At 68.6% G+C, this 26,275-nt stretch carries 19 protein-coding genes; 8 read left to right on the top strand and 11 right to left on the bottom strand.

The annotated features are described in order from the left end of the window. Positions 1-42: 42 nt before the first annotated feature. Genes ACZYZ5_RS11395 through ACZYZ5_RS11385 form a run of 3 tightly spaced genes read right to left on the bottom strand, consistent with a single transcriptional unit; the run spans position 43 to position 2,345 of the window. A complete protein-coding gene (locus ACZYZ5_RS11395; RefSeq protein ID WP_463901836.1) occupies positions 43-261 on the bottom strand; it encodes an SCO4848 family membrane protein in 219 nt (72 codons plus the stop codon). A gap of 3 nt (positions 262-264) precedes the next feature. Further along, the gene (locus ACZYZ5_RS11390; protein ID WP_463901835.1) at positions 265-762 is read right to left on the bottom strand and encodes a DUF2505 domain-containing protein; all 498 of its coding nucleotides are present in this window, start codon (positions 760-762) and stop codon (positions 265-267) included. 47 nt (positions 763-809) lie between these two features. Beyond that, positions 810-2,345 (bottom strand): SDR family oxidoreductase, encoded by a 1,536-nt coding sequence (locus ACZYZ5_RS11385; RefSeq protein ID WP_463901834.1) that lies wholly within the window; start codon positions 2,343-2,345, stop codon positions 810-812. A 255-nt stretch (positions 2,346-2,600) separates the two neighbouring features. Between ACZYZ5_RS11385 and ACZYZ5_RS11380 the strand changes: the two genes are divergently transcribed. The 3 genes from ACZYZ5_RS11380 (at position 2,601) to ACZYZ5_RS11370 (ending at position 12,343) form a co-directional block, all read left to right on the top strand. Beyond that, complete coding sequence (locus tag ACZYZ5_RS11380; protein WP_463901833.1) at positions 2,601-7,646, top strand: peroxidase family protein; 5,046 nt, start codon at positions 2,601-2,603, stop codon at positions 7,644-7,646. 190 nt (positions 7,647-7,836) lie between these two features. Continuing rightward, positions 7,837-11,505: a transcription-repair coupling factor gene (gene mfd, locus ACZYZ5_RS11375; RefSeq protein WP_463901832.1), complete on the top strand. Its 3,669-nt coding sequence runs from the start codon at positions 7,837-7,839 to the stop codon at positions 11,503-11,505. A gap of 4 nt (positions 11,506-11,509) precedes the next feature. Then, positions 11,510-12,343: a metal-dependent hydrolase gene (locus ACZYZ5_RS11370; protein WP_463901831.1), complete on the top strand. Its 834-nt coding sequence runs from the start codon at positions 11,510-11,512 to the stop codon at positions 12,341-12,343. Positions 12,344-12,400: 57 nt separating this feature from the next. Here the strand turns inward: ACZYZ5_RS11370 and ACZYZ5_RS11365 are convergent, their stop codons facing one another. The 6 genes from ACZYZ5_RS11365 to nirB form a co-directional block, all read right to left on the bottom strand. Next, entirely contained in the window at positions 12,401-12,631 is a 231-nt protein-coding gene (locus tag ACZYZ5_RS11365) for a hypothetical protein (protein ID WP_463901830.1), read from the bottom strand. A 53-nt stretch (positions 12,632-12,684) separates the two neighbouring features. After that, positions 12,685-13,395: a deoxyribose-phosphate aldolase gene (gene deoC, locus ACZYZ5_RS11360; protein ID WP_463901829.1), complete on the bottom strand. Its 711-nt coding sequence runs from the start codon at positions 13,393-13,395 to the stop codon at positions 12,685-12,687. Positions 13,396-13,481: 86 nt separating this feature from the next. Then, positions 13,482-14,342: an FAD-dependent oxidoreductase gene (locus ACZYZ5_RS11355; protein WP_463901828.1), complete on the bottom strand. Its 861-nt coding sequence runs from the start codon at positions 14,340-14,342 to the stop codon at positions 13,482-13,484. A gap of 148 nt (positions 14,343-14,490) precedes the next feature. Beyond that, positions 14,491-15,633 carry a uroporphyrinogen-III synthase gene (locus ACZYZ5_RS11350; RefSeq protein WP_463901907.1) on the bottom strand — a complete coding sequence of 381 codons (1,143 nt, stop codon included), beginning with the start codon at positions 15,631-15,633 and terminating at the stop codon, positions 14,491-14,493. A 62-nt stretch (positions 15,634-15,695) separates the two neighbouring features. Beyond that, the gene (gene cobA / locus ACZYZ5_RS11345; protein WP_463901827.1) at positions 15,696-16,730 is read right to left on the bottom strand and encodes a uroporphyrinogen-III C-methyltransferase; all 1,035 of its coding nucleotides are present in this window, start codon (positions 16,728-16,730) and stop codon (positions 15,696-15,698) included. A gap of 2 nt (positions 16,731-16,732) precedes the next feature. Next, complete coding sequence (gene nirB / locus ACZYZ5_RS11340; RefSeq protein ID WP_463901826.1) at positions 16,733-19,459, bottom strand: nitrite reductase large subunit NirB; 2,727 nt, start codon at positions 19,457-19,459, stop codon at positions 16,733-16,735. Between the two features lie 269 nt (positions 19,460-19,728). On the opposite strand from nirB, the gene nirD reads away from it, so the two are divergent. Beyond that, entirely contained in the window at positions 19,729-20,106 is a 378-nt protein-coding gene (gene nirD / locus ACZYZ5_RS11335; RefSeq protein ID WP_463901825.1) for a nitrite reductase small subunit NirD, read from the top strand. A gap of 16 nt (positions 20,107-20,122) precedes the next feature. On the opposite strand, the gene ACZYZ5_RS11330 is transcribed toward nirD, so the two are convergent. Beyond that, a complete protein-coding gene (locus tag ACZYZ5_RS11330; RefSeq protein WP_463901824.1) occupies positions 20,123-21,877 on the bottom strand; it encodes a phospho-sugar mutase in 1,755 nt (584 codons plus the stop codon). A 131-nt stretch (positions 21,878-22,008) separates the two neighbouring features. On the opposite strand from ACZYZ5_RS11330, the gene ACZYZ5_RS11325 reads away from it, so the two are divergent. Next, the gene (locus ACZYZ5_RS11325) at positions 22,009-22,491 is read left to right on the top strand and encodes an RrF2 family transcriptional regulator (protein WP_463901823.1); all 483 of its coding nucleotides are present in this window, start codon (positions 22,009-22,011) and stop codon (positions 22,489-22,491) included. A gap of 4 nt (positions 22,492-22,495) precedes the next feature. Here the strand turns inward: ACZYZ5_RS11325 and ACZYZ5_RS11320 are convergent, their stop codons facing one another. Then, a complete protein-coding gene (locus ACZYZ5_RS11320) occupies positions 22,496-23,314 on the bottom strand; it encodes a purine-nucleoside phosphorylase (RefSeq protein ID WP_463901822.1) in 819 nt (272 codons plus the stop codon). Positions 23,315-23,471: 157 nt separating this feature from the next. Here ACZYZ5_RS11320 and ACZYZ5_RS11315 point away from each other — a divergent pair, with 157 nt between their 5' ends. The 3 genes from ACZYZ5_RS11315 to ACZYZ5_RS11305 all read left to right on the top strand — a co-directional run bounded on the left by ACZYZ5_RS11315 (position 23,472) and on the right by ACZYZ5_RS11305 (position 26,273). After that, positions 23,472-24,887, top strand: a complete 1,416-nt coding sequence (locus ACZYZ5_RS11315) for an NAD(P)H-quinone dehydrogenase (RefSeq protein WP_463901821.1) — start codon at positions 23,472-23,474, stop codon at positions 24,885-24,887. A 32-nt stretch (positions 24,888-24,919) separates the two neighbouring features. Next, on the top strand, positions 24,920-25,645 hold the full coding sequence (locus ACZYZ5_RS11310; RefSeq protein ID WP_463901820.1) for a hypothetical protein: 726 nt from the start codon (positions 24,920-24,922) through the stop codon (positions 25,643-25,645). Positions 25,646-25,733: 88 nt separating this feature from the next. Continuing rightward, the gene (locus ACZYZ5_RS11305) at positions 25,734-26,273 is read left to right on the top strand and encodes a flavodoxin domain-containing protein (protein WP_463901819.1); all 540 of its coding nucleotides are present in this window, start codon (positions 25,734-25,736) and stop codon (positions 26,271-26,273) included. The last annotated feature ends 2 nt before the right edge of the window (positions 26,274-26,275 follow it).

Here is a 26,275-nt window from a genome sequence, read left to right as displayed (position 1 = left end):
GGCCTTTCGCCACTCGGTCGTCCCGGCTGCCTACTCGCACTGCTAGAGCAGGCCCGCAATCCCGATGGCCGCCGTCGCCGCCCCGAGCAGCATGGAGATGCTGACCAGGACGATGTGGACGGTGAGGAAGCGCGTGGCTTTGCCGTTCGTGTCGCGGGACCTTGGATCCTTCATGACCCGGCGCAGGAACTGCGGCCAGACCACCAGTGACCAGAGGCCGGCCACGATCAGGACGACGGCCAGGATTGCCGGCAGCTCCATGTGCTAGTGGCTTTCGAGCCAGGCCTGGGCCTGCGCGGACTGGAGGTTCAGGGCCTTGCCCACCATCGGCTCGGCCGCCTCGGCAATCTTGCCGCCCAGGAACGGGACCGAGGACGTCACGGTGCCCTCGAGCTCGATCCGGGTGCTGCCGCCGTCGGAGACGAGGCGCTGGACGGCGGTGACGTCCAGCGGCGCGCCGGAGACTTTCAGGATGATGTTGCTCAGCCGGGAGCCGTCGGCAGCAGGGGCGTCCCAGCTCTCGAGCTGCGTCACCTTCAGGCGTTCGCCGACGAACTTCCTGGCAATGTCCGGCATCCGGTTGGTCGGGATGGTCCGCACGGTTGTGGTGCTGAAGGCGCCGGCCGTGTCACCGTCGACGGAGAAGGATTCGAGCGTGCCGCCGACGAGTTCACTCGTGTGGCGCAGGAAGTCCTCATTGACGAAAACGGCGGTGACGCGGTCAACGTGGTGCGGAAGGTTGGTGGATGCACTCAATGCCATGGGGGTCCTCCGAGGGGTGGAACTGGTCGTTTCGGGCTCCAAACATCCTACGCGGTATGCCCGGCCGGCTCCGATTTCTCGTCCTGGAGAGCCTTCGCGGCGGCCGTGATATTCCGCGACATGGCAGGGAAGATCAGGCTGTGGAACGGCAGCACCGCCAGCCAGTAGAGGCGCCCGCTGAGACCCTTCGGGAAGAAGATTGCCCGCTGGCGGTACCGGCTGCCGGTTCCCTCCGGCTCCACCGAGAGCTCCAGCCAGGCCCGGCCCGGGGCCCGCATTTCGGCGCGCAGCCGCAGCAGCCGGCCGCGTTCGATCCGTTCCGCCCGCCACCAGTCCACCACCTCGCCTTCGGCCAGCTGGTGCGGGTGCCGCCGGCCGCGCAGGAGCCCGGCCCCGCCGGTGACCTTGTCCAGCAGGCCGCGGACACGCCAGGCCAGGGGCATGGAGTACCAGCCGTTCTGCCCACCGATCCCTTCGATGATGGTCCACACGTGCTTGGGATTGACGTCGCTGGAGTAGCTGCGCTCATCCAGGTAGACCAGGTGCCCGGCCCAGTCGGGGTCGGAGGGAAGCGGGTCGGCGTCGGCGCCGGCATTGGCCCACGTGGTCTGCACCTGGCCGTCGCGCTCCTTGCCCAGGGCGAGGGCCACCGCGCGGCGGTAAGGGGTGAGTCCGCCTTCCGGTGGGGGGATGTACGCGTCGATGTCGTGTTCCCGGGAGACGGCGTCGTGCTGGAGGGACTCCACGAGCGGCAGGGACATCGAGAGCGGAATCGGCGTGGTCAACGCGACCCATACGCCCGCCAGCTTGGGCGCGGGAATGGGCAGCGCCAGGACCACGCGGTGCGGGAGCCCGGCCTCCGCGGCGTATTCCTGCATCATGCCCGCGTAGCTGAGGACCTGGCGGCAGCCGATGTCGAACGTACGGTTGATCGGGCCGTCAAGCTCCGCGGCCCCGACGAGATAGTGCAGGACATCGCGCACGGCGATGGCCTCGATCTTGTTGCGCACCCAGCTGGGGGCGGGCATCAGGGGCAGTGTCTCGGACAGGTGCCGGATCATCTCGAACGACGCCGAACCGGAACCGATCACCACGCCTGCCTGAAAAACGATGGCGTCGACGGGACTGTCGAGGAAGACTTTGCCCACGGTTTCGCGGGACCGCATGTGGGTGGAGAGCTCGGCGTCGGCGGGGTGCAGGCCGCCGAGGTAGACGATCCTGTCCACGCCGGCGTCGGCTGCGGCCCGCGCCGCGGTCTCGGCCATCGCCTTTTCCTTGGATTCGAAGCCCGATCCGGCCGCCATGGAATGGACCAGGTAGTAGAGCACGTCGACGCCGTCGAGGGCCGCGCGCAGGGCATCGCCGTCGTCGAGGCTGGTCTGGACGACCTCGACGTCGGCCAGCCACGGAACGCCGGCGATCTTGGCCGGCGTCCGGACCAGGACCTTCACGGTGTGCCCGGCTTCGAGCAGCCGGGGGACCAGCCTGCCGCCGATGTAACCGGTGGCGCCGGTGACGAGTACCGTCTTCGGACTGCTGGTCGGGGCGGGAGTGGTCTGTGCGGATTCGGGGGTGCCGGTCATGGTGACTCCTTGTCGTCTATGAGGCATTCGGAGCGCCAGGCCGTTCGGACGGCCCTGTATCCTGCCAGCCTAGTCCGGCGGCCGCCTGAGCCGGGCAGGGTTCCGCGGCCCACCGCTCCCTCCTGCACCTCCTGCACCATCCGACCCAGCAGTCCCCAGAATTTCCCAAGGCCCCATGAGCAGACTGACGCCATCCAGTGAACCGAGCGACCACGTTGAGGGGGAAGCCGGTGCGACTCGATGGAGGAACGAACTATGGCGAAACATCGCAAGATCCGGGGGAGGGACGGTGGCACCCTGGCTCCAAGGACGTCACCAGGCGCCACGCGCAAAGTCGCGGCCGGTGCGCTCGCTCTCCTGCTCAGTGCCGGGGTCGTCCCGTCCGTGCTGGCGCCAGCGGTTTCCGCGGCGCCGACCGGTCAGGGATTCACGCTCAATTCCGGCGACATGCGGTTCATTCTGAAGCAGATCAAGATCGCCGAAAACCACGCCACCAAGGAGGACGCCCAGGGCAACGATGTTCCGGGCCAGCCGCTCATGGGCCAAGGCCCCAACCAGATCGCAAACCCGCTGCTGCCTTACGGTCTCCGCACGGTGGACGGCACGGAAAACAACCTGGTGGAAGGACAGAACGATTTCGGTTCGGCGAGCCGGGTGTTCCCGCGCCTCTCGGATCCTGAATGGCGCACGCCGGCCACCGGACCGGGCTACCAGTCCGTGAATGAGAACGTCACAGACAGCAACCCGCGCTTCGTCAGCAACGTGATCGTGGACCAGACCGCCGGCAACCCGGCGGCCGTGGCCGCCGCGGGGCAGGCGCACCGGACGGTCAATGACAGCCCGACCGCCGTGCCCTGCGACGGCGCGGGGCTGCCGGAAAACTGCGTGCCCGAGGGTGCGACCCTGGACATCCCGAATGTCACTACCGACTTCGGGCTCTCGCCACCTTACAACGGGATGTTCGCCTTGTTCGGACAGTTCTTCGACCACGGCGTGGATTTCACCAAGAAGACCAAGAACTACGTCATGATGCCGCTCGCCGCGGACGATCCGCTGTACGTTCCGGGCGGGCGCACGAACTTCATGCTGCTCAGCCGGGCGGAAAACCAGGCCGGCCCCGACGGCGACCTCGGCACCGCGGACGACATCCAGGACGCCACGAACACCGATTCGCCCTGGGTGGACCAGAGCCAGACCTACGCGTCCCACCCGTCCCACCAGGTGTTCCTGCGCGAATACGCGCTGAACGAGAACGGCGATCCGGTCGCCAACGGCGAGCTGATTGAGGGCGAACCGGGCGGCATGGCCACGTGGGCGCACGTCAAGGAGCAGGCCCGGGACCTTCTCGGCCTGGAACTGTCGGACTATGACGTCGCCGACATCCCCCAGATCGCGACCGACCAGTACGGCCGGTTCCTCCGCGGGCCCAACGGACTCCCGCAGTACGAGACCGCGACCGGCCGGGTGGAAGGCAACCTGGCCGACCCGGTCGCGCCGCCGGCCAACGTCAAGCGCATCGGCATCGCCTTCCTCGACGACATCGCGCATAACGCGGCGCCGTTCAATTCCCAGACCGGGCTTCCGCTGAACGCCGACGCGGGCGAAACTGCCGATCCGGTCAGTGTGCCGGTCGCGCCGGGGTTCTACGACGACGAACAGCTCGCGGCGCACTTCGTCGCCGGCGACGGACGGGTCAACGAGAACATCGGCCTGACCGCCATCCACCAGGTGTTCCACTCGGAGCACAACCGGCTGGTCGACTACATGCAGGACCTCGTCACCACGCAGAACATTGACCTGAACGAGTGGAAACTCCCGAACGGCCAGTGGAACGGTGAGCGCCTGTTCCAGGCCGCACGGTACGTCACGGAGATGGAATACCAGCACATCGTCTTCGAGGACTTCGCCCGCAAGATCCAGCCCGGTATCAACGGCTTCAACCCCTTCACCCAGTCGGACACCGGCATCGATCCCGCGATCAAGGCGGAATTCGCCCACGCCACCTACCGGTTCGGGCACTCGATGCTGACCGAGACGATTGACCGGAAGACCAACAACGGCACCGACATCGGCATGCCGCTGCTCGATGCCTTCCTCAATCCCACGGCCTACTACTCCAGCACGGCGGGCACCCTGAACCCGAAGCAGGCCGCCGGCGCCATCGCCATGGGCATGACGGACCAGGTGGGTGCCGAACTCGACGAGTTCGTCACCGACACGCTGCGGAACAACGTCCTGGGCCTGCCCCTGGACCTGGCCTCGCTGAACCTGGCCCGCGGCCGGGATACCGGTATCCCGTCGCTGAACAACTTCCGCTCCCAGCTGTACAACAGCACCGGCGAGTCCTCGCTGAAGCCGTATACCAGCTGGGTGGATTTCGGCCAGAACCTCAAGCACCCGGATTCCGTGGTGAACTTCATGGCTGCCTATGGCACGCACCCGACCATCACGGCCGCGACGTCGATCGTTGACAAGCGGGCAGCTGCCCAGCGGCTGTTCGACATGGACACAGCGGATACGCTGACTCCGACGGACTCCTTCGAGTTCGTCAACAGCACGGGCGCCTGGGCGAACGGGGCCACCGGCCTGGGCGACGTCGACCTGTGGGTCGGCGGACTCGCCGAGTACCAGAACCTCTTCGGCGGCCTGCTCGGCTCCACGTTCAACTACATCTTCGAACGTCAGATGACGGACCTGCAGGATGGGGACCGCCTCTACTACCTCTCCCGCACGTCGGGCCTGAACCTGCGGACCCAGCTGGAAGGCAACTCCTTCTCCGAGCTCATCATGCGCAACACCGATGCCGCAGCCCTCAAGGCTGACGTGTTCGGCGTCGCGGACTGCGAGTTCGAAATGAAGAACATCGTCGCCACCACCGGCAACTCTGTTGCCGATGATCCGGCCTCGTCCTGCGACGAAGCCGCACTCCTCATGAGAATGGCGGACGGCACCATCCGGTACCGCGTCAGCAACTCTGTCGACCGTCCCGGGCTCAATGCCCAGTCCACGTTCAACGGACTGGACAACGCGAACCCCGACCTTGCAGTCGACAGGATCTGGGGCGGCATCGACAACGACACCATCTGGGGCAACAACGGCGACGACATCATCGAAGGCAATGATGGCGCCGACGTTGTCCTCGGCGGCGACGGACGCGACCGCGTCACGGATTCACACGGTGACGACGTCATCAAGGGCGGACCCGGCAACGACGCGATCGACGCCGGACCGGGCCTGGACATCATCATGTCCGGTGAGGGCGACGACTTCTCCAACGGCGGCCTCAACGGCAACGAAACGTTCGCGGGTGAAGGCAACGACCTGGTCCTCTCCGGCGACGGTCCGGACGCCGTGTTCGGCGGCGGCGGCGATGACTGGCAGGAAGGCGGAAACTCCAACGACCTGCTCCAGGGCGACAGCGGCGCACCGTTCTTCGACGACATCAACGCTCCGGGCCATGACGTCCTTATCGGCGACTCGGGCGAAGATGACTACGACGCCGAAGGCGGCGACGACGTGATGGTCGCGGGCCCGGGCGTCGAACGCAACCACGGTGTCTTCGGCTTCGACTGGGTCACACACGCCCGCTCGATCGAACCGGCCGATTCCGACATGCGCCAGATCATCGTCGACGGGCCGAACGCCCTCAAGGACCGCTTCCTCCTGGTCGAGGCCCTCTCCGGCTGGGACAAGGACGACGTGCTCCGTGGCGACGATGAGGTGCCGTCAGTACCCAACACCGAAGTCAACGTCGAAGGGCTGACCAACGAGCTCGACGCGGCAGGCATCGCACGGATCAGCGGCCTCTCGGCCCTGCTGCCGGACGGTGCCACCACCTTCGGTGCCGGCAACATCATCATCGGCGGCTCCGGCAGCGACGAGATCTGGGGCAACGGCGCCGATGACATCATCGACGGCGACAAGTGGCTCAACGTCCGGCTCAGCGTTGTCAACGGCCGGGGCGAGGAAACCCGGACCGCCACGAACCTGACCGAACTACAGGCCGGCATCATGGCCGGCACCATCGATCCAGGAAATGTGAAAATCGTCCGGGAGATCCTCTCCACGCCGGGCGAGGCTGACATCGACACGGCAGCGTTCTCCGGGGCCATGGACGAGTACGACATCAGCACCGTCGACGGCGTCACCACGGTGACACATGTCGGCGGCCGGGCAGAAGACGGCACCGACCGGATCACCAACGTTGAAAGGCTGCGGTTCTCCGATCAGACCATCAACGTGGTCCCGGACGTTGTCGAGGCACCGGCTGCCCCCGCCGCTCCGACCGCCGTTGGCGGCAACACGACCGCAACCGTGAGGTTCGCAGCACCTGACGGTGCTGACACGCTCAACGTCCTGGTCCGCAACGGCAATACCGTCGTCGACACGATCGAAGGCATCGCCGCCACGGAGACGAGCCTTGTGGTGGTCGGCCTGGCCAACGGCACCGCCTACAACTTCCAGGTTGAGGCAGCCAACGCCGGAGGTACCAGCCCGCGGTCCGCGGCCTCGAACGAAGTGACACCGGCAGTTCCGGCATCGTCGATGAGGTTGAATGACTTCAACGGTGACGGCAACACGGACGTGATCTCCCGGGACGCCTCGGGTCGGCTGTGGTTGTACCCGGGCACCGGGACGGGTGACTGGGCCACCCGGATCGACCTCGGCGGCGGCTGGAACGTGATGACCTCGATCGTCAGCGCCGGCGACTTCAACGGCGACACCAAAGCCGACGTCATCGCCCGGGACACCAGCGGTGTGCTCTGGCTCTACCGGGGCACCGGGACCGGCGACTGGGAACCGCGGCAGAATCTCGGTGGCGGCTGGAACGTCATGACCTCCATCGTCGCGCCGGGGGACTTCAACGGCGACGACAAGCCGGACCTGATCGCCCGGGACAGCAGCGGTGAACTGTGGCTGTACCCGAACAACGGAGAAGGCGACTGGCACCAGCGCGTTGACCTGGGCGGCGGCTGGAACAGCATGACCTCCATCGTCGCCCCCGGGGACTTCAACGGCGACAACAAGGTGGACCTGGTGGCCCGCGACAGCAGCGGCGAACTGTGGCTCTACCCGGGCAACGGGCAGGACGAATGGTCCACCCGGGAAAGCCTCGGGTCGGGCTGGAACACCCTGAACTCCATCACCGCCCCCGGTGACATGGACAGCGACGGCCGGCCCGACGTCATCGCCCGCGACCTTGCGGGCCGGCTCTGGCTCTACCCGAACGACGGTGCAGGTGACTGGAAAACCCGCATCGACCTCGGCGCAGGCTGGAGCCCCATGACGGCGATCCTGTAACCGTCAGCTTCACAAAGGAAGGTCCTCCGCATCCCGTCCGGGAAGCGGGGGACCTTCCTCGTTGCCGCCGGGCACGCGCATCAGCCGGATCGAGCCGGACTGCGCGGTAGGCTGGACGTACCCGGGATTCTCACGAATTTCGGCTATTCGTGTTGCCTGCATCCCCGTGATCCCTTCAGGAGCTTCAGCCATGAGCCTCAACGGCCCCTCTCTCACCGGTCTGCGCCGTGTCCTCGCCGAAGACCGGAACTACGCCCGCGTCCGGGCCGAAGCCGCCCGCGGATTCGCCGCCCGCAGCGAGGACTACCAGATCAGCGCCCCCGCCGGGCTCCGCTCGGCGCTGCTCGCGGAAATGGCCGATGGGCTGGCTGCGTTAGCGGACAACACAGCGGACAACGCTTCGACGGCGGACGACAACAGCCTCGCTCCGGTCGTCCTGGCCATCACCGCGACCGGCCGTGAAGCCGAGGACCTCACCGAGGCGCTGCGCGCCTTCCTGCCGGCCGGCGCCGTCGCCGAGTTCCCCAGCTGGGAAACACTCCCGCACGAACGGCTCTCCCCGCGCTCGGACACCGTGGGCCGGCGACTGTCGGTGCTGCGCCGGCTCGCGCACCCCGAAACCTCCGCGAGCGGGGCGCTACGCGTAATCGTGGCCCCGGTGCGCGCCGTTGTGCAGCCGATCGTGGCGGGACTCGGCGATCTGGTCCCGGTCACCCTGAAGGTGGGCCAGGACGCCCCGTTCAGTGATGTCGTCCGGAGCCTCGCCGACGCCGCCTACGCCCGGGTGGACATGGTGACCCGGCGCGGCGAGTTCGCCGTCCGCGGCGGCATGCTGGATGTCTTCCCGCCCACCGAGGACCACCCCATCCGGGTGGAGTTCTTCGGCGACGAGGTGGACCAGATGCGCTGGTTCGCCGTCGCGGACCAGCGCTCGCTGTCCGCGCCCGGCGTGCACCACCCCACCGAACTGCACGCCCCGCCGTGCCGCGAAATCCTGATCACGCCCTCCGTTATGTCCCGGGCCGCGACGCTGAAATCCCAGCTGCCGGCCGCCGCGGACATGCTGGAGAAGATCGCGGGCGGCATCGCCGTAGAAGGCATGGAGTCCCTGGCGCCGGTGCTGGTGGACGCCATGGTGCCGTTCCTGGACCAGTTCCCGGCCGGTTCGATGGCCGTGGTAATCGAACCGGAAAAGGTCCGGACCCGCGCCCACGACCTCGCGGCCACCAACGAGGAATTCCTTGAGGCGGCCTGGTCGACGGCGTCCGACGGCGGGACCGCGCCCCTTGACCTGAGCTCCGCGGCGTCGGCGGCCCTGCACTCGGCCAGCTTCCGCTCCCTCACGGACACCCGCTCCGCGGCCCTCGAACACGAGGTGTCCTGGTGGTCCATCACCTCGCTGGCCACCGACGAGGAACTGCTGCCCGACGTCGACGTCCTGAACCTGCACGCCCGGGAACCCCGCGGCTACCAGGGCGACGTCGCCGAGATGATGGACTTCATCGGCTCCCACGTCCGGGAGCAGTGGCGGATCGTCGTCGTCACCGAAGGTCCCGGCCCGGCCCAGCGGCTCGCCGAACTCTTCCACGACAACGACATCCCCTGCGCCCGGGTCGATTCCCTCGACGATGACCCGCAGGCCGGGCTGATCGAGGTGACGACGGCCGCCGTCGGACGCGGTTTCGTCCTGGAGCCGCTCAAGCTCGCGCTGCTGACCGAGGCGGACCTGCTGGGGCGGACCTCCGCCGGCTCCACCAAGGACATGCGCCGGATGCCGTCGAAGCGGCGGAACGCCGTGGACCCGCTGCAGCTCGTGACCGGGGACTCCGTGGTGCACGAACAGCACGGCATCGGCCGGTTCGTGGAACTGATCCAGCGCCGTGTGGCCGGGGGCGGGGACGGGGTGCGCGAATACCTCGTCCTGGAATACGCGCCGTCCAAGCGCGGCGCCCCGGGCGACCGGCTGTTTGTGCCCACCGACCAGCTGGACCAGGTCACCCGCTATGTCGGCGGGGACACCCCGGCGCTGAGCAAGATGGGCGGCGCGGACTGGGCCAGCACCAAGTCCCGGGCCCGCAAGGCCGTCAAGGAAATCGCCGGCGAGCTGATCCGGCTCTACTCGGCCCGGATGGCCTCCCGCGGCTACGCCTTCGGCCCCGACACCCCGTGGCAGCGCGAACTCGAGGAAGCCTTCCCGTATGTGGAGACCCCGGACCAGCTGACCACCATCAACGAGGTCAAGGCGGACATGGAGCGGGAGATCCCGATGGACCGGCTGATCTCCGGCGACGTCGGCTACGGCAAGACCGAGATCGCGGTCCGCGCCGCGTTCAAAGCCGTCCAGGACGGCAAGCAGGTCGCCGTGCTGGTGCCCACCACGCTGCTCGCCCAACAGCACTACGAGACCTTCACCGAACGGTTCTCCGGGTTCCCGCTCGTGGTCAAGCCGCTGTCCCGTTTCCAGGGCGGCAAGGAGGCCAAGGAGACCGCCGAAGGGGTCAAGGCCGGTTCCGTGGACGTCGTGATCGGCACCCACCGGCTGCTGTCCAAGGACTTCGCGTTCAAGGACCTCGGCCTCGTGATCGTGGACGAGGAGCAGCGCTTCGGCGTCGAGCACAAGGAAGCGCTGAAGAAGATGCGCACCAACGTGGACGTCCTGGCGATGAGCGCCACCCCGATTCCCCGGACCCTGGAAATGTCCCTCACCGGCATCCGCGAGACCTCCACCCTGGCCACCCCGCCGGAGGAACGCCACCCGGTGCTGACCTACGTGGGCCCGTACACGGACAAGCAGACCTCGGCGGCGATCCGGCGCGAACTCATGCGCGAGGGCCAGGTGTTCTTCGTGCACAACCGGGTCTCCACGATCGACCGCACCGCGGCGAAGATCCGTGAACTCGTCCCGGAGGCCCGGGTGGAGGTGGCGCACGGACAGATGTCCGAAAGCCGGCTCGAGCAGATCATCGTGGACTTCTGGGAGAAACGCTTCGACGTGCTGGTCTGCACCACCATCATCGAGACCGGCCTGGACATCTCCAACGCCAACACCCTGATCGTGGACGGGGCGGAGAAGTACGGCCTCTCCCAGCTGCACCAGCTGCGCGGGCGGGTGGGGCGTGGCCGCGAACGCGCCTACGCCTACTTCCTGTACCCGTCCGAGAAGCCGCTGGGCGAGGTGGCGCTGGAACGGCTCAAGGCTGTCGCCACCCACAACGAGCTTGGTGCCGGCATGCAGCTGGCCATGAAGGACCTCGAGATCCGCGGCGCCGGCAACCTGCTCGGCGGGGAGCAGTCCGGGCACATCCAGGGGGTGGGTTTCGACCTGTACATCCGCCTGGTCGGCGAGGCCGTGGCAGATTTCCGGGGCGAGGCCGAGGAGAAGGCCGCGGAGATGAAGATCGAACTGCCGGTCAACGCGCACCTGCCGCACGACTACGTGCCGGGCGAACGGCTGCGCCTGGAGGCGTACCGCAAGCTCGCCAGCGCCATCACCTACGAGGCGATCGACGAGGTGCTCGCGGAGCTCGTGGACCGCTACGGGGAGCTGCCGCTGCCCGCGAAGAACCTGATCGACGTCGCCCGCTTCCGGGTGGGTGCCCGCGAAGCCGGGCTCAGCGACGTTGCCCTGCAGGGAAACTTCATCAAGTTCTCCCCGGCGCAGCTGCCGGAGTCCAAGCTCATGCGGCTCACCCGGATGTACCCCGGTGCGCAGTCCAAGCCGGCCCTGGACGCGGTGCTGATCCCCAAGCCCAAGACCGCCCGGATCGGCGGCCGCGACCTGCAGGACGCCGAGATCCTCGAGTGGGCCAACGGTGTCATCCGCAACATCTTCTCCGACGCCCCGCTGGCGGTGAAGTAAGAGAATGATGGGTGGACACCACGCCGCGTCGGGGGCCGCGGCGTGGGTGGCTATTGCCTCGACGGGGCCCTACGCGCTGGGCTGGTATCCGCTGGACGCGACCGGGATTGTGATCGGCGGGATGGCGACGGCGGGAACGGCCCTGGTCTGCGACTGGGACCACCGCTCCAGCACGGTGGCGCACTCGCTGCCGCCGCTGTCGAACGTGATCGCCGTCGGCATCGAGAACGTCTCCGGCGGGCACCGGCAGGGCACGCATTCCCTGCTCGGGGCGGCGTTCTTTGTGCTGCTCGCGGCGCTGGCCGGGCAGTTCCAGCTGCAGACCGACTGGGGGCTGCTGTCGGTGGGCGCCGGGCTGCTGTGCATGTTTATGATCAACATCGCCGCCAAGGCGCTCAAACTCTTCCCGAAGTACGGCTGGATCAGCAATTGGGTCTTCGCCCTCACCATGGCCGGGTTGGTGACCTGGTTCGCGCCGCACCAGTGGACCTGGCTGCCGGTCTCGATGCTGACCGGGGTGCTGGTCCACATTGTCGGGGACATGATCACCACCGGGGGAGTGCCGCTGCTCTGGCCCATCGTGATCAAGCCGCCGAAGTTCCTGCGGAAACTGCCGCTGCTGCGGAACGTCTGGAGGTCCAACGGGGCGTTCTCCATCCCCCTGCTGGGCCGTGCCGGCTCGCGGCGGGAATGGTTCGTGCTGATCCCGGTCAGTGCCTACGCCACGATCGGCATGTTCGGGGCGGTCCTTGCCCTGGCCGAGGTGCACTGGCCGGACGCCGTCGCCGTGGGGAGCGGGCTGGTCCAGAACCTCCTCGGGGTGCTCGCGTCCGCATAGCATCCCCTTCTTAACGCACTGAAGCTCCGGAGCTTCAGTGCGTTAAGAACGTGGTGTTTAGAATTCGCCCGCGGAATCCGAACGGCCGGTGACGGTCTGCGGAATCCAGAATGCCAGGGCGAACAGGATGAGGCAGACGGCCATCGGCCACGGGTTGCTGAGCGTCAGGAAGCTCAGCGAGTACAGGGACCCGGCGAAGAGGGCCATCATCAGGACGAACAGGATGATGGTGGAGCCGAGGCTGTTCTCGTTCTGCGGCGTCGTGGCAGTGGTGGTCTTGCTGGACATTCGTTCCTCCTCGGCCCCGTGGGGCTCAAAACTGTGGCGGCTGCCGGAACGGATCAGTACGCGGACGAACCCTGTTCACCCTTGACGATCGCGATGCCGGAGCTGGCGCCAATACGTGTTGCACCTGCAGCAATCATAGCCTGAGCGTCGGCGAGCGAACGCACCCCGCCCGAGGCCTTGACACCGAGGTCCGGGCCCACGGTGCGGCGCATCAGCGCGACGTCCTCGGCCGTGGCTCCGCCGCCGTTGAAGCCGGTGGACGTCTTCACGAAGTCGGCGCCTGCCGCGACGGCCGCCTCGCAGGCCAGCACCTTCTGGGCGTCGTCCAGCAGCGCCGTTTCGATGATGACCTTCAGGATGGCGCCGCCGTCGTGCACGGCCTCGGCGACGGCCGTGATGTCATCAACCAGGGCGCCCTTGTCGTTGGCCCGGGCCGCGGCAATGTTGATCACCATGTCCACTTCTTCGGCACCGTCCAGCACCGCGCCGCGGGCCTCGAAGGCCTTGACGTCGCTCGGCGTGGCGCCCAGCGGGAAGCCCACGACCGAACACGTCAGCACGCCGGAGCCCTTCAGCGCCTTCTTGACCGTCTTGACCCACACCGGGTTGACGCACACGGACTTGAACCGGTACTCGGCGGCCTCGGCACAGACCTTGAGGATCTCGGCCTCGCTTGCCTCCGGCTTGAGCAGGGTGTGGTCAATGTAGGAGGCGATGTTAGCGGGGGTGGTGCTTCCGGCAGACGCGGCGGCTTCGTTGCTCATGGGGTCCCTTCGTGGCTTCTCAGGTGTCCATCTTGCCACAACGGGCCGCGCGCCGGAGGGCGTCTGCGCCGGGGCCAGGCGGCGGTTCAGGCAGCGTCGGCGAAGGGCTCGGCCAGCCCGGCCCGGAGCAGCTGCGAGGCGCAGACCGAGGCGGCGGAGGAGGCCGCCACGAGCAGTCCCAGCCGGACGCCGTCGAACACGGCGGCATCCCCGATAGCCCAGATCCCCGGGACGGACGTGCGGAAGTCACGGCCGATGACAAACCCGCCCTGGCGCGCTGTCTTCAGGCCGGCGCTGACCGCGAGGGCGTCGCGGGCGATCGGCTCCTCGGCCAGGACCACGAGGTCCCCGGCCATGCTGGAGCCGTCCTCGAACACAATCCCGGCGGCGGCGAGCGTCGAACCGGCGAGGGAGGGAACGACGGAGGCGGGCCGCTGCGTGGTGCGGATCGGGCTGACGCCGCGGGCGCGCAGCACGGCCTCGGCCTGGCCCGCGGCCGTTCCGGTGCCGACCAGGATGCCCAGCGGCCGCCGGCCCAGGACCCGGGTGACATCCTTGACGGCCTCACCCAGCCGGGCGGCGTCGTCGATCGTGGAGTAGTTCAGGCACCGGCCTTCCCCGGCCAGCGGCGCGCCGGCGGGGGAGGACCCGGTCGCGATGACCAGCTGGTCGTAGTTGAACTCCAGGCCGTCCGACGTGGTGACGTAGCGGCTGTCCGGGTCGATGTAGCTTGCCGGCTGGCCGAACCGGACGGAAACCTGCGGGAGGGCGGCGAGTTCGAGCAACTCCTCGGGAGCGTCATCCCGGTTGCTGAGCACCGTGATCCCGCCGGCGAACGGGGTCCGGGTGAGCTGGCGGACGAGGGCCTGCGCGGCGGGGCCGGCCCCGGCGATGACGATCCGGGGCCGGGTCTGGGAATCGGCGGAAACAGTGGGGGTGGCGGACATGGTGAGGCCCTTTCGCTGGTGGCCCGTGGTGTGGCCTGACTGCTTGATGAACCCAGCGTAGGCGGGTGATCTTTCCGGCGTGTTTCCCCGGTGTTGCGGGATTTTCGCCGCCCGTTCGCCAATGTTTACCGGCCAGTAATGCCGTGGGTCACACCCGGATCCGGTAGCCGCGCTTCACCACGGTTTCCACAAGGCGGCCGTCCGGCAGGGCGGAACGCAGCCGGCTCACCGTCATGTCCAGGGCATGAACCGAACCCCGGAGTTCCAGCAGTTCGGACAGCGACTCACGGGACAGCACCGCACCGCCGGCACCCAAGAGCGCCCGCAGCAGCAGCAGCGGGGCGGGAGCCAGCTCCACGGCCGCACCGTCGATCCGCAGCGAGCGGCCGCGGAGCTCCACGCTGCCCGAGACGGTATCCAGGCGGCGGACATGGTTGAGGGCCAGGTGCTCCACGACGAGCCGGATCAGTGCGCCCATCCGGAACCGGTCCGGGACCAGCGGCTGCAGCCCGGCGTCGATAAGCGGCTGCGCCGTGACCGGTCCGACGACGGCGGTCGCCACGGTGGTCTTCAGGCTCTCCACGAGCTGCTTGTACAAGCCCATCTCGTGCGCGGTGCTCCACATGGCGTCCACTGCGGGGGCGCTGGTGAAGGTCAGCACGTCCAGGTTGCCGCTGCACGCGGCCTCGATCAGCCGCGGCAGCCGGTCCGCGCCGTCGGGCTTGACCCAGCGGTACGGGGTGACGGTCAGGACCGTGGCACCGGACATCCGGAGGCGTTCGAGCTGGCGGACATCGGTGTAGCCGTGCAGCTGCACCGCGACGGTCTTGCCGCGGACCCCCTCGGCAAGGAGCATGTCCACCAGCGTGGCGGTGGTTTCGTCGCTGCTGATCCCGACGTCGGCCAGCCCGGCCGCGCGGACGGCGCCGCGGGCCTTGGGCCCGCGGACGAACATCCGGGTGGCGCCGAGGGTCTCCAGCAGCTGCTCGCCGATCCCGAAGGTGTCGGCGGCCTCGCACCAGCGCCGCATGCCGTAGGCGGTGGTGGCGATGCACAGCTCGGGGCGTGCGGCGATGATGGCCCGCGTGTCCTCGATCAGGTTCACGTCCTCCTGCACCGGGGCGATCTTCAGGGCCGGCGCATGCAGCACCTCGGCGCCGCGCCGTTCCAGGGCCTCGATCAGGTCCTGGGAACGGCGGTGCGAGGTCACACCGATCCGGAAGCCCTCCAGCGGCAGCTCCACGGTCTCGGCGACAGCCCCCGGGGCTGCCTCCGAGATGGCTGCCGGCACCGGGCGGGGGCCGGAGCCGGGCGGGCCGGCCGGGGCGATGGCGTTGAGCGCGCTCACGTTCTTCACGCTCCCAACAGGGACGCGGCGAGGCGGTCCAGGTCGGCTTCGGCTTCCGCGCAGCCGCGGTTGGCCTCGGCCACCCGGACGACGTCGCCGATCACCAGCACGGCGGGGTTGCTGCACTCCGCAGCCGCCGCCGTGATGGTGCCCAGCTCGGCGATGGTGGTCCGCTGTCCGGGGCGGTAGCCGCGCTCGACGACGGCCATCGGCATGTCCGCGCGCATCCCCGCCCGGCGCAGCCCGGCGGCGAGCTGGTGCAGGGTCCCGATGCCCATCAGCACCACGATGGTCCCGCCGAGCCCGGCGAGGTGCATGTGCTCCTTCTCGGTCAGCGGGGCGTGGCCCGAGACCACGGTGAACATGTGGCTGACCTCGCGGTGCGTGACCGGGATCCCGGCCGCGGCTGGGACCGAAATGGCGCTCGTCACCCCGGAGATCACCCGGACGGGCACACCGGCCTTCACGCAGGAGGCGACTTCCTCGCCGCCGCGGCCGAACACGTACGGGTCTCCGCCCTTGAGCCGCACCACGTTCTTCCCGGCCAGCGCGGCCTCCACCATGAGGTCCTCGATGCCGGACTGGCTGACCGGGTGGTGGCCGGGGCGCTTGCCCACATCCACCAGCTCGGCCGTGCTCAGCGCGGGCAGTTCCTGGTACGGGGCCAGCCGGTCGTAGAAGACGACGTCGGCGTCCCGCAGGGCCTTGACCGCGGCGACGGTCAGCAGCTCGGTGGTTCCCGGGCCGCCGCCGACCAGGGTGACGTGGCCGGCGGGGCCAGAGGCCGGCTCCACCGCGACCGGGATGCCGGTTTCGCGGCAGCGGTCCAGCAGCGATTCCCAGCCGGGCTGGCCGTCGTCGACCGCGGCGACCAGGAACGGACGTTCCGGCAGCGGGCCGTCATGGCGGGCACCACCCGGGCTGCTCAGCCGGGAGACGACGGCGCCGGCCGCCCGGTAGCGGCGGACGGCCTGGCGTGCGGCGGTGTCCGAGCCGGTGACAAGGACTTCGCGTCCGCTGAGATCGATGCTGAGCTGCATGATTAGACCTTACTTTCCTGTGCAGGGGCGCCGGTGTCGGAGGGCCGGACCGGGATGCTGGAGGCGATCACGACTGGCTGCTGGGCGGCCAGCGCTTTCTCCTCCGCCGTGGCGGGGCGCATCTGGCCGCGCTCGTCGGGGACGAAGGTGATGGAATCGTCCTTCTGGTCCGGGGCGTTGACGAAGGAGCGGAAGCGGCGCAGGCGCTCGGGATCCTTCAGCGTGTCGGCCCACTCGTCCACATAGGTGTCCACGTGCCGGGCCATGGCGGCCTCGAGGTCCTCGGCGATGCCCAGGGTGTCATGGACCACCACGTCCTCGACGTGCTTGATGCCGCCGGCGAGCTCCTCCTGCCACCGCGCCGTGCGCTGCAGGCGGTCGGCGGTGCGGATGTAGTACATGAAGTAGCGGTCGATGTACTTCAGCAGGGTTTCGTCGTCGAGGTCCTTGGCCAGCAGCTGGGCGTGCGCCGGGGTGGCGCCGCCGTTGCCGCCGACGTAAAGGTTCCAGCCGTCCGCGGTGGCGATGACGCCGACGTCCTTGCCGCGGGCTTCGGCGCATTCCCGGGCGCAGCCCGAGACACCCATTTTGAGCTTGTGCGGGCTGCGCAGGCCGCGGTAGCGCAGTTCCAGCGCGATGGCCATGGCCACCGAGTCCTGGACCCCGAAGCGGCACCAGGTGGAACCGACGCAGGACTTCACCGTGCGCAGGCTCTTGCCGTAGGCCTGGCCGGACTCGAACCCGGCGTCGACCAGTTCCCTCCAGATTTCCGGGAGCTGCTCCAGCCGGGCGCCGAACATGTCGATCCGCTGGCCGCCGGTGATCTTGGTATAGAGGTTGTACTTCTCGGCCACGGCGGCGATGACGCCGAGCTTCTTCGGGGTGATCTCGCCGCCGGCGATGCGCGGCACCACGGAGTAGGTGCCGTCCTTCTGCATGTTGGCCAGGGCGCGGTCGTTGGTGTCCTGCAGGGTGCCGCGGCCCGCGTCCAGGACGTAGGCGCTGTTCTGGCTGGCCAGGATGTTGGCGATGGTCGGCTTGCAGATATCGCAGCCGTCACCGGTCCCGTACTTGACCATGACCTCCTCGAAGGAGGTCAGCTCCAGGACCCGGATGGTCTCGAACAGTTCCTGGCGGGACAGCTCGATGTGCTCGCAGAGGGCCTTGGAGACCTCGACGCCGGACTTGGTCAGTTCGGTTTCGAGCAGCTTCTTGAGCATCGGCACACAGGACCCGCAGCTGGTCCCGGCGCGGGTGCAGCCCTTCAGCTCGCCGAGCTCCTGGACGGGGGCGTTGCCGTCGCAGGCCCCGCAGCCGTTGACGGTGTCGCGGATGGTGCCGGCGGACACGTTGTTGCAGGAACACAGGATGGCGTCGTCCGGGAGTTCCGTTTCCGGGGCGTCGCCGCCGCCGGCCGCGGTGAGGTAGGCGCCGGGTTCGGCGGCCAGTTCGCGGCCCAGCATGGGCCGCAGAGACGTGTACGGGGTGGCGTCCCCGACGAAAATGCCGCCCAGCAGGGTCTTGGCATCGTCCGTGGTGACGATCTTCTGGTAGACACCGCGGGCCGGGTCGGCGTAGACGATTTCCAGCGCGTGCTCGGTCCGGGCGAAGGCGTCGCCGAAGCTGGCGACGTCGACGCCGGAGAGCTTGAGCTTGGTGGCGGTGTCGAAGCCCGGGAAGGTCGCGTCCCCGCCGTGCAGCCGGTCCGCGACGATCTCCGCCATGGTGTTGGCCGGAGCCACCAGGCCCAGGCACATGCCGCCGAAGTTGGCGACCTCGCCGATCGCCCAGATGCCCGGGACCTGCGTTTCGCAGCCGTCGGAGATGACGACGCCGCCGCGCGGGCCGAGGTCGAACAGCGGCGCGGCACCCTCGCCCTCTGTGCCTTCAGCCGCCGTGCCGGCCGTCGCCGGGCCGTTGCGGAACAGCTCGTCGCGGGGTTTGACGCCGATCGCGACGATCACGAGGTCGGCGTCGATGATGCGGCCGTCGGCCATCAGCACGCCGGTGACCTGGCCGTCGTCGTCGGACAGGACCTCGGAGGGGAACACGCCGCCGTGGACGGTGAAGCCCTTGGCTTCGATCAGGCGGCCCAGAGCCTGCCCGGCGCCCTGGTCCAGCTGGGTGTTCATGAGCCAGGGGGAGCCATTGATGACGATCGGGGTGGCGCCGAGCTGCTCGGTGCCGGCCGCTGATTCCAGGCCCAGCAGGCCGCCGCCGATAGTGACCGCGGTGACCTTGCGGCCCAGCTTCTCCGTCAGGCCGGCGATTGCCTTGTTGATGGCCCAGACATCTTCGAGCGTGCGGTAGACGTGGGTGAGCTCGGATCCCGGGATCGGCAGGCGGGCGGCGTCGGAGCCGGTCGCGACGACCAGTTCGTCATACGGGTACACGGTGCCGGCCGCGGTGGTCACGGTCTTGCCCGCAGTGTCGATGCCGGTCACGCGCTCGCCGGTCTGCAGGGTCAGCGCCTCGTGGTCCCACATCGCGGCGCTGCCCAGGGTGAGGTCGACGTCGGCGTCGGTGAGGGCCTTGCTCAGCGCAACGCGGTCATAGGGGAGGTGGGCTTCCTCGGTGAGGACGGTGACGTTCCAGCCGTCCAGGCCCCGGGCGTGCATGGCGTCGGCGAAACGGTGGGCGGCAGGGCCGCCGCCGGCCACCACGACGCGGCGCGGTGCTGTGGCGCGCTCTGCGCCCTGGATCTGGGGGCTTGAAGTCTGTCCGGTCACGGTGGGCCTTTCGCATGGGCCGCGGTAAACGCATTGCGGCCTTCTCAATCGAGGTGTCCATCCAGACTAGGCAACCGCAGTTTCGCTTCAGTTTCCCTTATGTTTCGTGATCTTAACTTCTGCATCACGGACACGTTTCCGACTGGGTGAGGTCTCTTTTACCCGCCGGACACATTCACTGCATTCAGCCGAAACACCCGCGACCTAGCTTTGGTATGTGGCCGCAGGAGCGGCTGAGCCCGGGAGAGATGTATCAGAGAGGGGCCGAAATGACTGCCGTACTTGAGAGCGCAGCACAAAGCTTTGTCCAACACCCCAGCTATGGGACCGGCTGGCACCGGGTGTGCGCCGTGGAGGACCTGGAACCGGCCTGGGGCGAGGCCGCACTCATCGCGGGGCGCCAGGTGGCGTTGTTCCGCACCGTGGCCGGTGAGGTTTACGCCGTCGGCCAGGAGGATCCGGCCACCGGCGCGTACGTGATGGCCCGGGGCATTACCGGCTCCCGCGGGGCACGCCCGACCGTCGCCTCGCCGCTGCACAAGGAGGTCTACGACCTCCGCACAGGGGAATGCCTGGGCACGCCGGAACTGCGGCTCCCGACCTTCGGTACCCGGATTGTGGGCGGGTACATTGAGGTCGAGCTTTAGCGGCTGACCCCCGGCGTTACAGCCCCAGCGCCTCGCGGACGTCCGCCAGGACGGCGTCGAGCGCGACGCGTGCCTCGTGCCGTGCCTCCGGCAGTTCGGCGGCAGAGCCGACGTTGCGGATGACCTCCAGGTAGCACTTGAGCTTGGGTTCGGTCCCGCTGGGGCGGATGATGATGCGGCTGAGATCCTTCGTCAGATACAGCAGGCCGTCGGTGGGCGGCAGCTGTGCGCTGCCCTCGGCGAGGTCAGTGACGGTTTCGACGGCGGAGCCGCCAAACGATGCCGGCGGGCTGACACGCAGCCGGTTCATCATGGCGTCCAGCAGGCCCAGGTCCGCGACCCGGATGCTGAGCTGGTCGCTCGCATGCAGCCCGTGCACCAGGTACAGCTCGTCGAGCGTATCGAAGATGGACTTGCCGTCGGCCTTCGCCGCCGCGGCGAATTCCGCGATCAGCACCGCCGCGGATATCCCGTCCTTGTCCCGGACCAGGGAGGGCGCGACGCAGTAACCCAGCGCCTCCTCGTAGCCGTACAGCAGCCCGGGAACACGGGCAATCCACTTGAAACCGGTGAGGGTTTCCTCATGCGCGTAGCCCGCCGCGGCGGCGATCCGTGCGAGCAGCCGCGAGGACACAATCGAATTCGCGAACACTCCTGCAGGGGTTTCTCCGCCGCCGCTGCCCCTGCCGGCGGCCAGCCGCGCCACGATGTGCGCGCCAAGCAGGGCGCCGACCTCGTCGCCGCGCAGCATCCGCCAGGCGCCCGTGTCCGGATCCTTCGCGGCGACCGCGGCGCGGTCCGCGTCCGGGTCGTTGGCGATCACGATGTCCGCGTCCCCCCGGGCCGCGGTGTCGAGGGCCAGGTCCAGGGCGCCGGGCTCTTCGGGGTTGGGGAAGTTCACGGTGGGGAAGTCGGGATCCGGCTCCGCCTGCTCGCTCACCAGGGTGACGTTGGTGAAACCGGCCGCGTTCAGCACCCCTACTGCGGTTTCGCCGCCCACGCCGTGCATCGGAGTCAGGACGATCTTGAGGTCGCGGGCCGGGAACCGCTCCGGCTTGGCCAGGGCGGCGACGGCGGCCTCGTAGTCGGCGGCGACGGACGGATCCAGCACGGTCCAGCCCCCGGCGGCCAGGGCGACGCCGGAGAGCTCGCCGACGGCCTCGATTTCCGCCGCGATCAGCGCGTCGTAGGGCGCCACGATCTGCGCGCCGCGTCCGCTCTCCTCGACGGCGTGGCGGCCCAGGTACACCTTGTAGCCGTTGTCCTGCGGCGGGTTGTGGCTGGCGGTGACCATCACACCGCCGTCGCACTCCAAGGCCCGCACCGCATAGGCGAGCAGCGGGGTGGGCAGCGGGGCCGGCATCAGGAAGGTCTCGACCCCGGCGGCCGTGAGGACCGCCGCGGTCTCTTCCGCGAAGATGTCCGAGTTGTGCCGGGCGTCGTAGCCGACGACGGCGCGCGGCCGGGTGCCGGGGGAGGCGCGGGCGACGGCGCCGGTCAGGAAAGCGGTGAATCCCGCGGCGGCGCGGCGCACCACGACGCGGTTCATCCGGTTCGGGCCCGGGCCCAGGGCTGCCCGCAGGCCTGCTGTGCCGAACTGCAGGGTGCCGCTGAAGCTGTCGGCGAGCTCCTGGCGGGCCGCCGCGGCGCCTTCGTCGGCGAGCCGGACCAGTTCGGTCAGGGTGGCGGCGGTGGCGGGATCCGGGTCCTGGGCGGCCCAGGTTCGGGCGTCGCCCAGCAGGCGCGTGAGATCGGCATCAGAAGACGTCATAGGAACCAAACTAGCGTCATTCGCCGCGGATGCCTCCCCGACAAGCGAGAGTCCGCCACACAGATCAAATTTCAGCAGTCCCGTTCCCCAGCCCTTGACAGCCAATTTTCCGGACACGTAGCGTCTGGAATATGAAGATGGGCCGTGGCGTGGAATGGGCCATACACAGTTGCGTCAACTTGGCCTGGACCCCGGCCGGCGAGGCGGTCAACAGCGCCCGGCTGGCAGAGTATTACAAGCTCCCCGGCGCCTATCTGAACAAACAACTCCAGGCGCTGGTCCGCGCCGGGATCCTCGGCTCCGTCTCCGGCCCGCGCGGCGGTTTCCACCTGGCGCGCAGGCCCGAGAACGTCACCGTCCTGGATATCGTCCTGGCCCTGGAAGGCCCCGATCCGGTGTTCCGCTGCGAGGGCATCCTGGCCAACGTCCCGGACGCCGACTCGGAGCCTAACTACGTCCGGACCTGCCTGATCTCCCAGACCATGCGCCAGGCCGAACTCGCCTGGCGGCAGGCCCTGGCGCGGCAGACGATCGCCGGGATCGCGGACTCGATGGAACGGCGCTTCCCGCAGGACAAGGCAAAAGCGCTGCGCTACCTGGCCACGGGGGCCTAGGGCCTCAGAGTTTCGCGATGATCTCCGCCAGCAGTTTGGAGATGCGCGGGCCCGCGGCGTGGCCGGCCTCGAGGACTTCCTCGTGGCTCAGCGGCACCGGGCTGATGCCGGCGGCGAGGTTGGTCACGAGCGAAATGCCGAAGACCTCCATGCCCGCATGGCGGCCGGCGATGGCCTCCAGCGCGGTGGACATGCCCACCAGATTCGCGCCGATCCGCTTGGCGTACTGCACCTCGGCCGGGGTTTCGTAGTGCGGGCCGGTGAACTGGGCGTAGATGCCTTCGTCCAGGCTGGGATCGACTTCGCGGGCCAGGCCGCGGATCCGTGCGGAGTACAGGTCGGTGAGGTCCACGAAGGTGGCGCCTTCCAGCGGTGAGGTCGCGGTGAGGTTGATGTGGTCGCTGATCAGCACGGGGGTCCCGGGCGTCCAGTCCTCGTTGAGGCCGCCGCACCCGTTGGTCAGGACGAGAGTCTTGCAGCCGGCCGCGGCAGCGGTGCGGACTCCGTGCACGACGGCGCGGACGCCTTTGCCCTCGTAGTAGTGGGTGCGGGCGCCCAGAACCAGGGCGCGCTTGCCCTCCCTGGTCAGCACGGAGCGGATGGTGCCCACGTGGCCCACCACCGACGGGGAGGAAAATCCGGGGACCTCGTCCGCGGAGAGCGTGGCGGTGGTCTCGCCGATCAGTTCGGCGGCGTCGCCCCAGCCCGAGCCGAGCACCAGGGCGACGTCGTGCGCGTCGATCCCCGTCTCTTCGGCGATGTAGTCGGCGGCGGCGCGGGCGGCGTCGAAGGGGTCCGTGTTCAGGAATTCTGTTGTACTCACCGGTACAAGTTATCCTGCCGGCGGCGCGCTGCCCAGCACCCGGTCCTGTATACGGTCCTGCATTCTGCCTGGTGTGTGATGCGGGACCGTATTCCCGGGTGTGATGCGGGACCTGATTCTTGGTGGTGCCGGTTCGGATGGTGGACAATGGCTGATTGTGACTACGCATCCCGATTTCAGCTCACCCCGCATCGCAATCCTGGGCGGAGGGCCCGGCGGCTACGAAGCTGCCATGGTCGCCGCCTCCCTGGGCGCGAAGGTCACCATCATCGAACGGGCGGGGCTCGGCGGCTCCGCGGTGCTGACCGACGTCGTGCCGTCCAAGACCCTGATCGCGACGGCGGACCTGATGACCCGCGTCGGCGAGGCCGGCGAGCTCGGGGTCAAGTTCGACCTCGACGGCGGCGACTGCACCCCGACGATGCGCGCGGACCTCAAGCACATCAACGACCGCCTGCTGCGGCTGGCCCGGCAGCAGTCCACGGACATCCAGAAGGGCCTCGAGAACCAGGAAGTCCGGATCATGCTCGGCTCCGGCAAAATGCTGGACAGCCACACCATTGAGGTCATCACCGCCGACGGCACGGAAATCATCGAGGCGGACGCGGTCCTGCTGGCCGTCGGTGCCCACCCGCGCGAGCTGCCCACCGCCCGCCCGGACGGCGTCCGGATCCTGAACTGGGCGCAGATCTACAATATGGACGAACTCCCCGAGGACCTGATCGTCGTCGGCTCCGGTGTGACCGGTGCCGAGTTCGCCTCCGCCTACAACGGCCTGGGTTCCAAGGTCACCCTGATTTCCAGCCGCGACCGCGTGCTGCCCGGCTCGGACGCCGACGCCGCCGAGGTCCTCGAGGGCGTCTTCGAACGCCGCGGCGTCAAGGTGCTGTCCCGCGCCCGTGCCGAGACCGTGGAACGCACCGAGGACGGCGTCATCGTCACCCTCGGCGACGGCTCCAAAGTCACCGGCAGCCACTGCCTGGTCGCCGTCGGCTCCATCCCGAACACCGCCGGGATCGGCCTCGAGGAAGCCGGCGTGGCGCTCACCGAGAGCGGTCACATCAAGGTCGACGGCGTCTCCCGCACCACCGCGCCGAACATCTACGCCGCGGGCGACTGCACCGGCGTGCTGGCCCTTGCGTCCGTGGCCGCCATGCAGGGCCGGATCGCGATCGCGCACTTCCTGGGCGACAGCGTGACGCCGCTCAAGCTGCACCAGGTCGCGTCCAACATCTTCACCTCGCCCGAGATCGCGAACGTGGGCGTCTCCGAGGCCGAGATCGAATCCGGCAAGTACCAGGCCGACGTCGTGAAGCTCTCGCTGCGCAGCAACGCCCGGGCCAAGATGCGCAACCACAAGGACGGCTTCATCAAGATCTTCGCCCGGAAGGGCTCCGGCACCGTGATCGGCGGTGTGGTGGTGGGACCGAATGCGTCCGAGTTGATCTTCGCGATCTCCCTCGCGGTGACCCAGAAGCTGCACGTCGACGACGTCGCGAGCACCTTCACCGTGTACCCCTCGCTGAGCGGGTCCATCTCCGAAGCGGCCCGGCGCCTGCACGTCCACATGTAGCAAACAGATGTAGCACAACGGAGGCCGGAGCCATGCAGAGTCCCCGCACCCTGGTTGAGTCGGTGGAACACAACCCCGAGCTGCCCTCCGGCCCGGAAGAACGCTTTGCCGGCTACGGCGTGATGGGCGTTCCGTTCAGCTCCGGCTACATCCTGGCCCTGCGGCATTTTCCCGCCTCCTCCGTCGGCCCGGGCTACAACTCGGTCTGGATCCGCGATCCTGCCGGCGTCTGGACGATGTACAGCACCGCCGCGCCCGGATTCTCCTGTCCCCGCTACTTCGGCAGCGCCCTCGGATCGGCGTCGACGGGCGGGATCTCCATCCGGTGGCGTGACGACTACTCCTTCAGCGTGGAGGTCGGCGACGGGGTGGACCTGAACTGGGACGTGACCCTGGCCGCAACCCCGATCACCCGGCTCATGTCGGCGGTGGCCGGGTCGGTCCCGGAGCGGCTGTGGCGCAACCGGACGTTCCTGCGCGCCATGGGGGCTGTCGCCGGCCCGGTGCTGGGGGCCGGGCACATCGGGCTGACGGGCAGGGTGCCCAACGGCCAGACCTTTGGTGCGCGCCCGCGGCAGCTGTGGTTTGTCCGCGAGAGCACAGCACACCTGCAGGGGCACAACCTGGGACGGGCGTCGGCACTGCCCGTCCAGGACAGGCTCGGGGACTTCTGGATCCCGCAGCGCGGCGTCTTTATGATCGGCTCGTCAGTGTTCGAACCTTTCGACCCCGCCACCTCCCGCGCCGCAGGGCACTGAACCACATCGGGAGGGGTGCGGTGCGCATTCGAGACGGCGGTGACATTCGGCCCTACTTCTTCACCGCGGTGCGAGGGCACAGTGGAGCATGGCCAACATCTATGTCCCCTACGGCAGCGTTCAAGGGCAGACAGCCCAGATCGCCGAGTACATCGCAGAGCTGATCCGGGCCCACGGGCACCGGGCGGAGGCGGCGGACCTTAAACACGCCGGGGACACCCTTCCGGGCGGCTACGACGCCGTCATCGTGGCGGCGTCGGTGCACAGGGGGAAGCACGAGGGGTTCGTGACCGACTTTGTGAAGAAGAACCGCGGAGAGCTCGATCGCCTGCCGTCAGCCCTGGTTTCGGTCAGCCTTGCCGCCCACGGAGACGAGCAGAGCGCGGAGGGCTATGTGGAGAAGTTCGAGGAGGAGACGGGGTGGCGGCCCGCGCATGTCGGGTTGTTCGCCGGCGCCCTGCTCTACACCCACTACGGCTTCATCAAAAGGCACATCATGAAGAGAATCACCAAGGACAAGGGGTCCACGGACCTGGATACGACCCGCGATTACGTCTACACCGAATGGGACGGCGTGCAGCGGTTCACCGAGGACTTCCTGGCCGGACTGGCTTCAGCGCCGCGTTAGCA

The organism is Pseudarthrobacter ribosi (genome assembly GCF_055412865.1).
Note: the sequence above shows the minus strand (reverse complement) of the source record. Positions and strands in the feature narration are given on the sequence as shown.

Coding starts and splice junctions, on each gene's coding strand:
- ACZYZ5_RS11395 (WP_463901836.1), bottom strand. CDS start 261: ATGGAGCTGCCGGCAATCCTGGCCGTCGTCCTGATCGTGGCCGGCCTC.
- ACZYZ5_RS11390 (WP_463901835.1), bottom strand. CDS start 762: ATGGCATTGAGTGCATCCACCAACCTTCCGCACCACGTTGACCGCGTC.
- ACZYZ5_RS11385 (WP_463901834.1), bottom strand. CDS start 2,345: ATGACCGGCACCCCCGAATCCGCACAGACCACTCCCGCCCCGACCAGC.
- ACZYZ5_RS11380 (WP_463901833.1), top strand. CDS start 2,601: ATGGCGAAACATCGCAAGATCCGGGGGAGGGACGGTGGCACCCTGGCT.
- mfd (WP_463901832.1), top strand. CDS start 7,837: ATGAGCCTCAACGGCCCCTCTCTCACCGGTCTGCGCCGTGTCCTCGCC.
- ACZYZ5_RS11370 (WP_463901831.1), top strand. CDS start 11,510: ATGATGGGTGGACACCACGCCGCGTCGGGGGCCGCGGCGTGGGTGGCT.
- ACZYZ5_RS11365 (WP_463901830.1), bottom strand. CDS start 12,631: ATGTCCAGCAAGACCACCACTGCCACGACGCCGCAGAACGAGAACAGC.
- deoC (WP_463901829.1), bottom strand. CDS start 13,395: ATGAGCAACGAAGCCGCCGCGTCTGCCGGAAGCACCACCCCCGCTAAC.
- ACZYZ5_RS11355 (WP_463901828.1), bottom strand. CDS start 14,342: ATGTCCGCCACCCCCACTGTTTCCGCCGATTCCCAGACCCGGCCCCGG.
- cobA (WP_463901827.1), bottom strand. CDS start 16,730: ATGCAGCTCAGCATCGATCTCAGCGGACGCGAAGTCCTTGTCACCGGC.
- nirD (WP_463901825.1), top strand. CDS start 19,729: ATGACTGCCGTACTTGAGAGCGCAGCACAAAGCTTTGTCCAACACCCC.
- ACZYZ5_RS11330 (WP_463901824.1), bottom strand. CDS start 21,877: ATGACGTCTTCTGATGCCGATCTCACGCGCCTGCTGGGCGACGCCCGA.
- ACZYZ5_RS11325 (WP_463901823.1), top strand. CDS start 22,009: ATGAAGATGGGCCGTGGCGTGGAATGGGCCATACACAGTTGCGTCAAC.
- ACZYZ5_RS11310 (WP_463901820.1), top strand. CDS start 24,920: ATGCAGAGTCCCCGCACCCTGGTTGAGTCGGTGGAACACAACCCCGAG.
- ACZYZ5_RS11305 (WP_463901819.1), top strand. CDS start 25,734: ATGGCCAACATCTATGTCCCCTACGGCAGCGTTCAAGGGCAGACAGCC.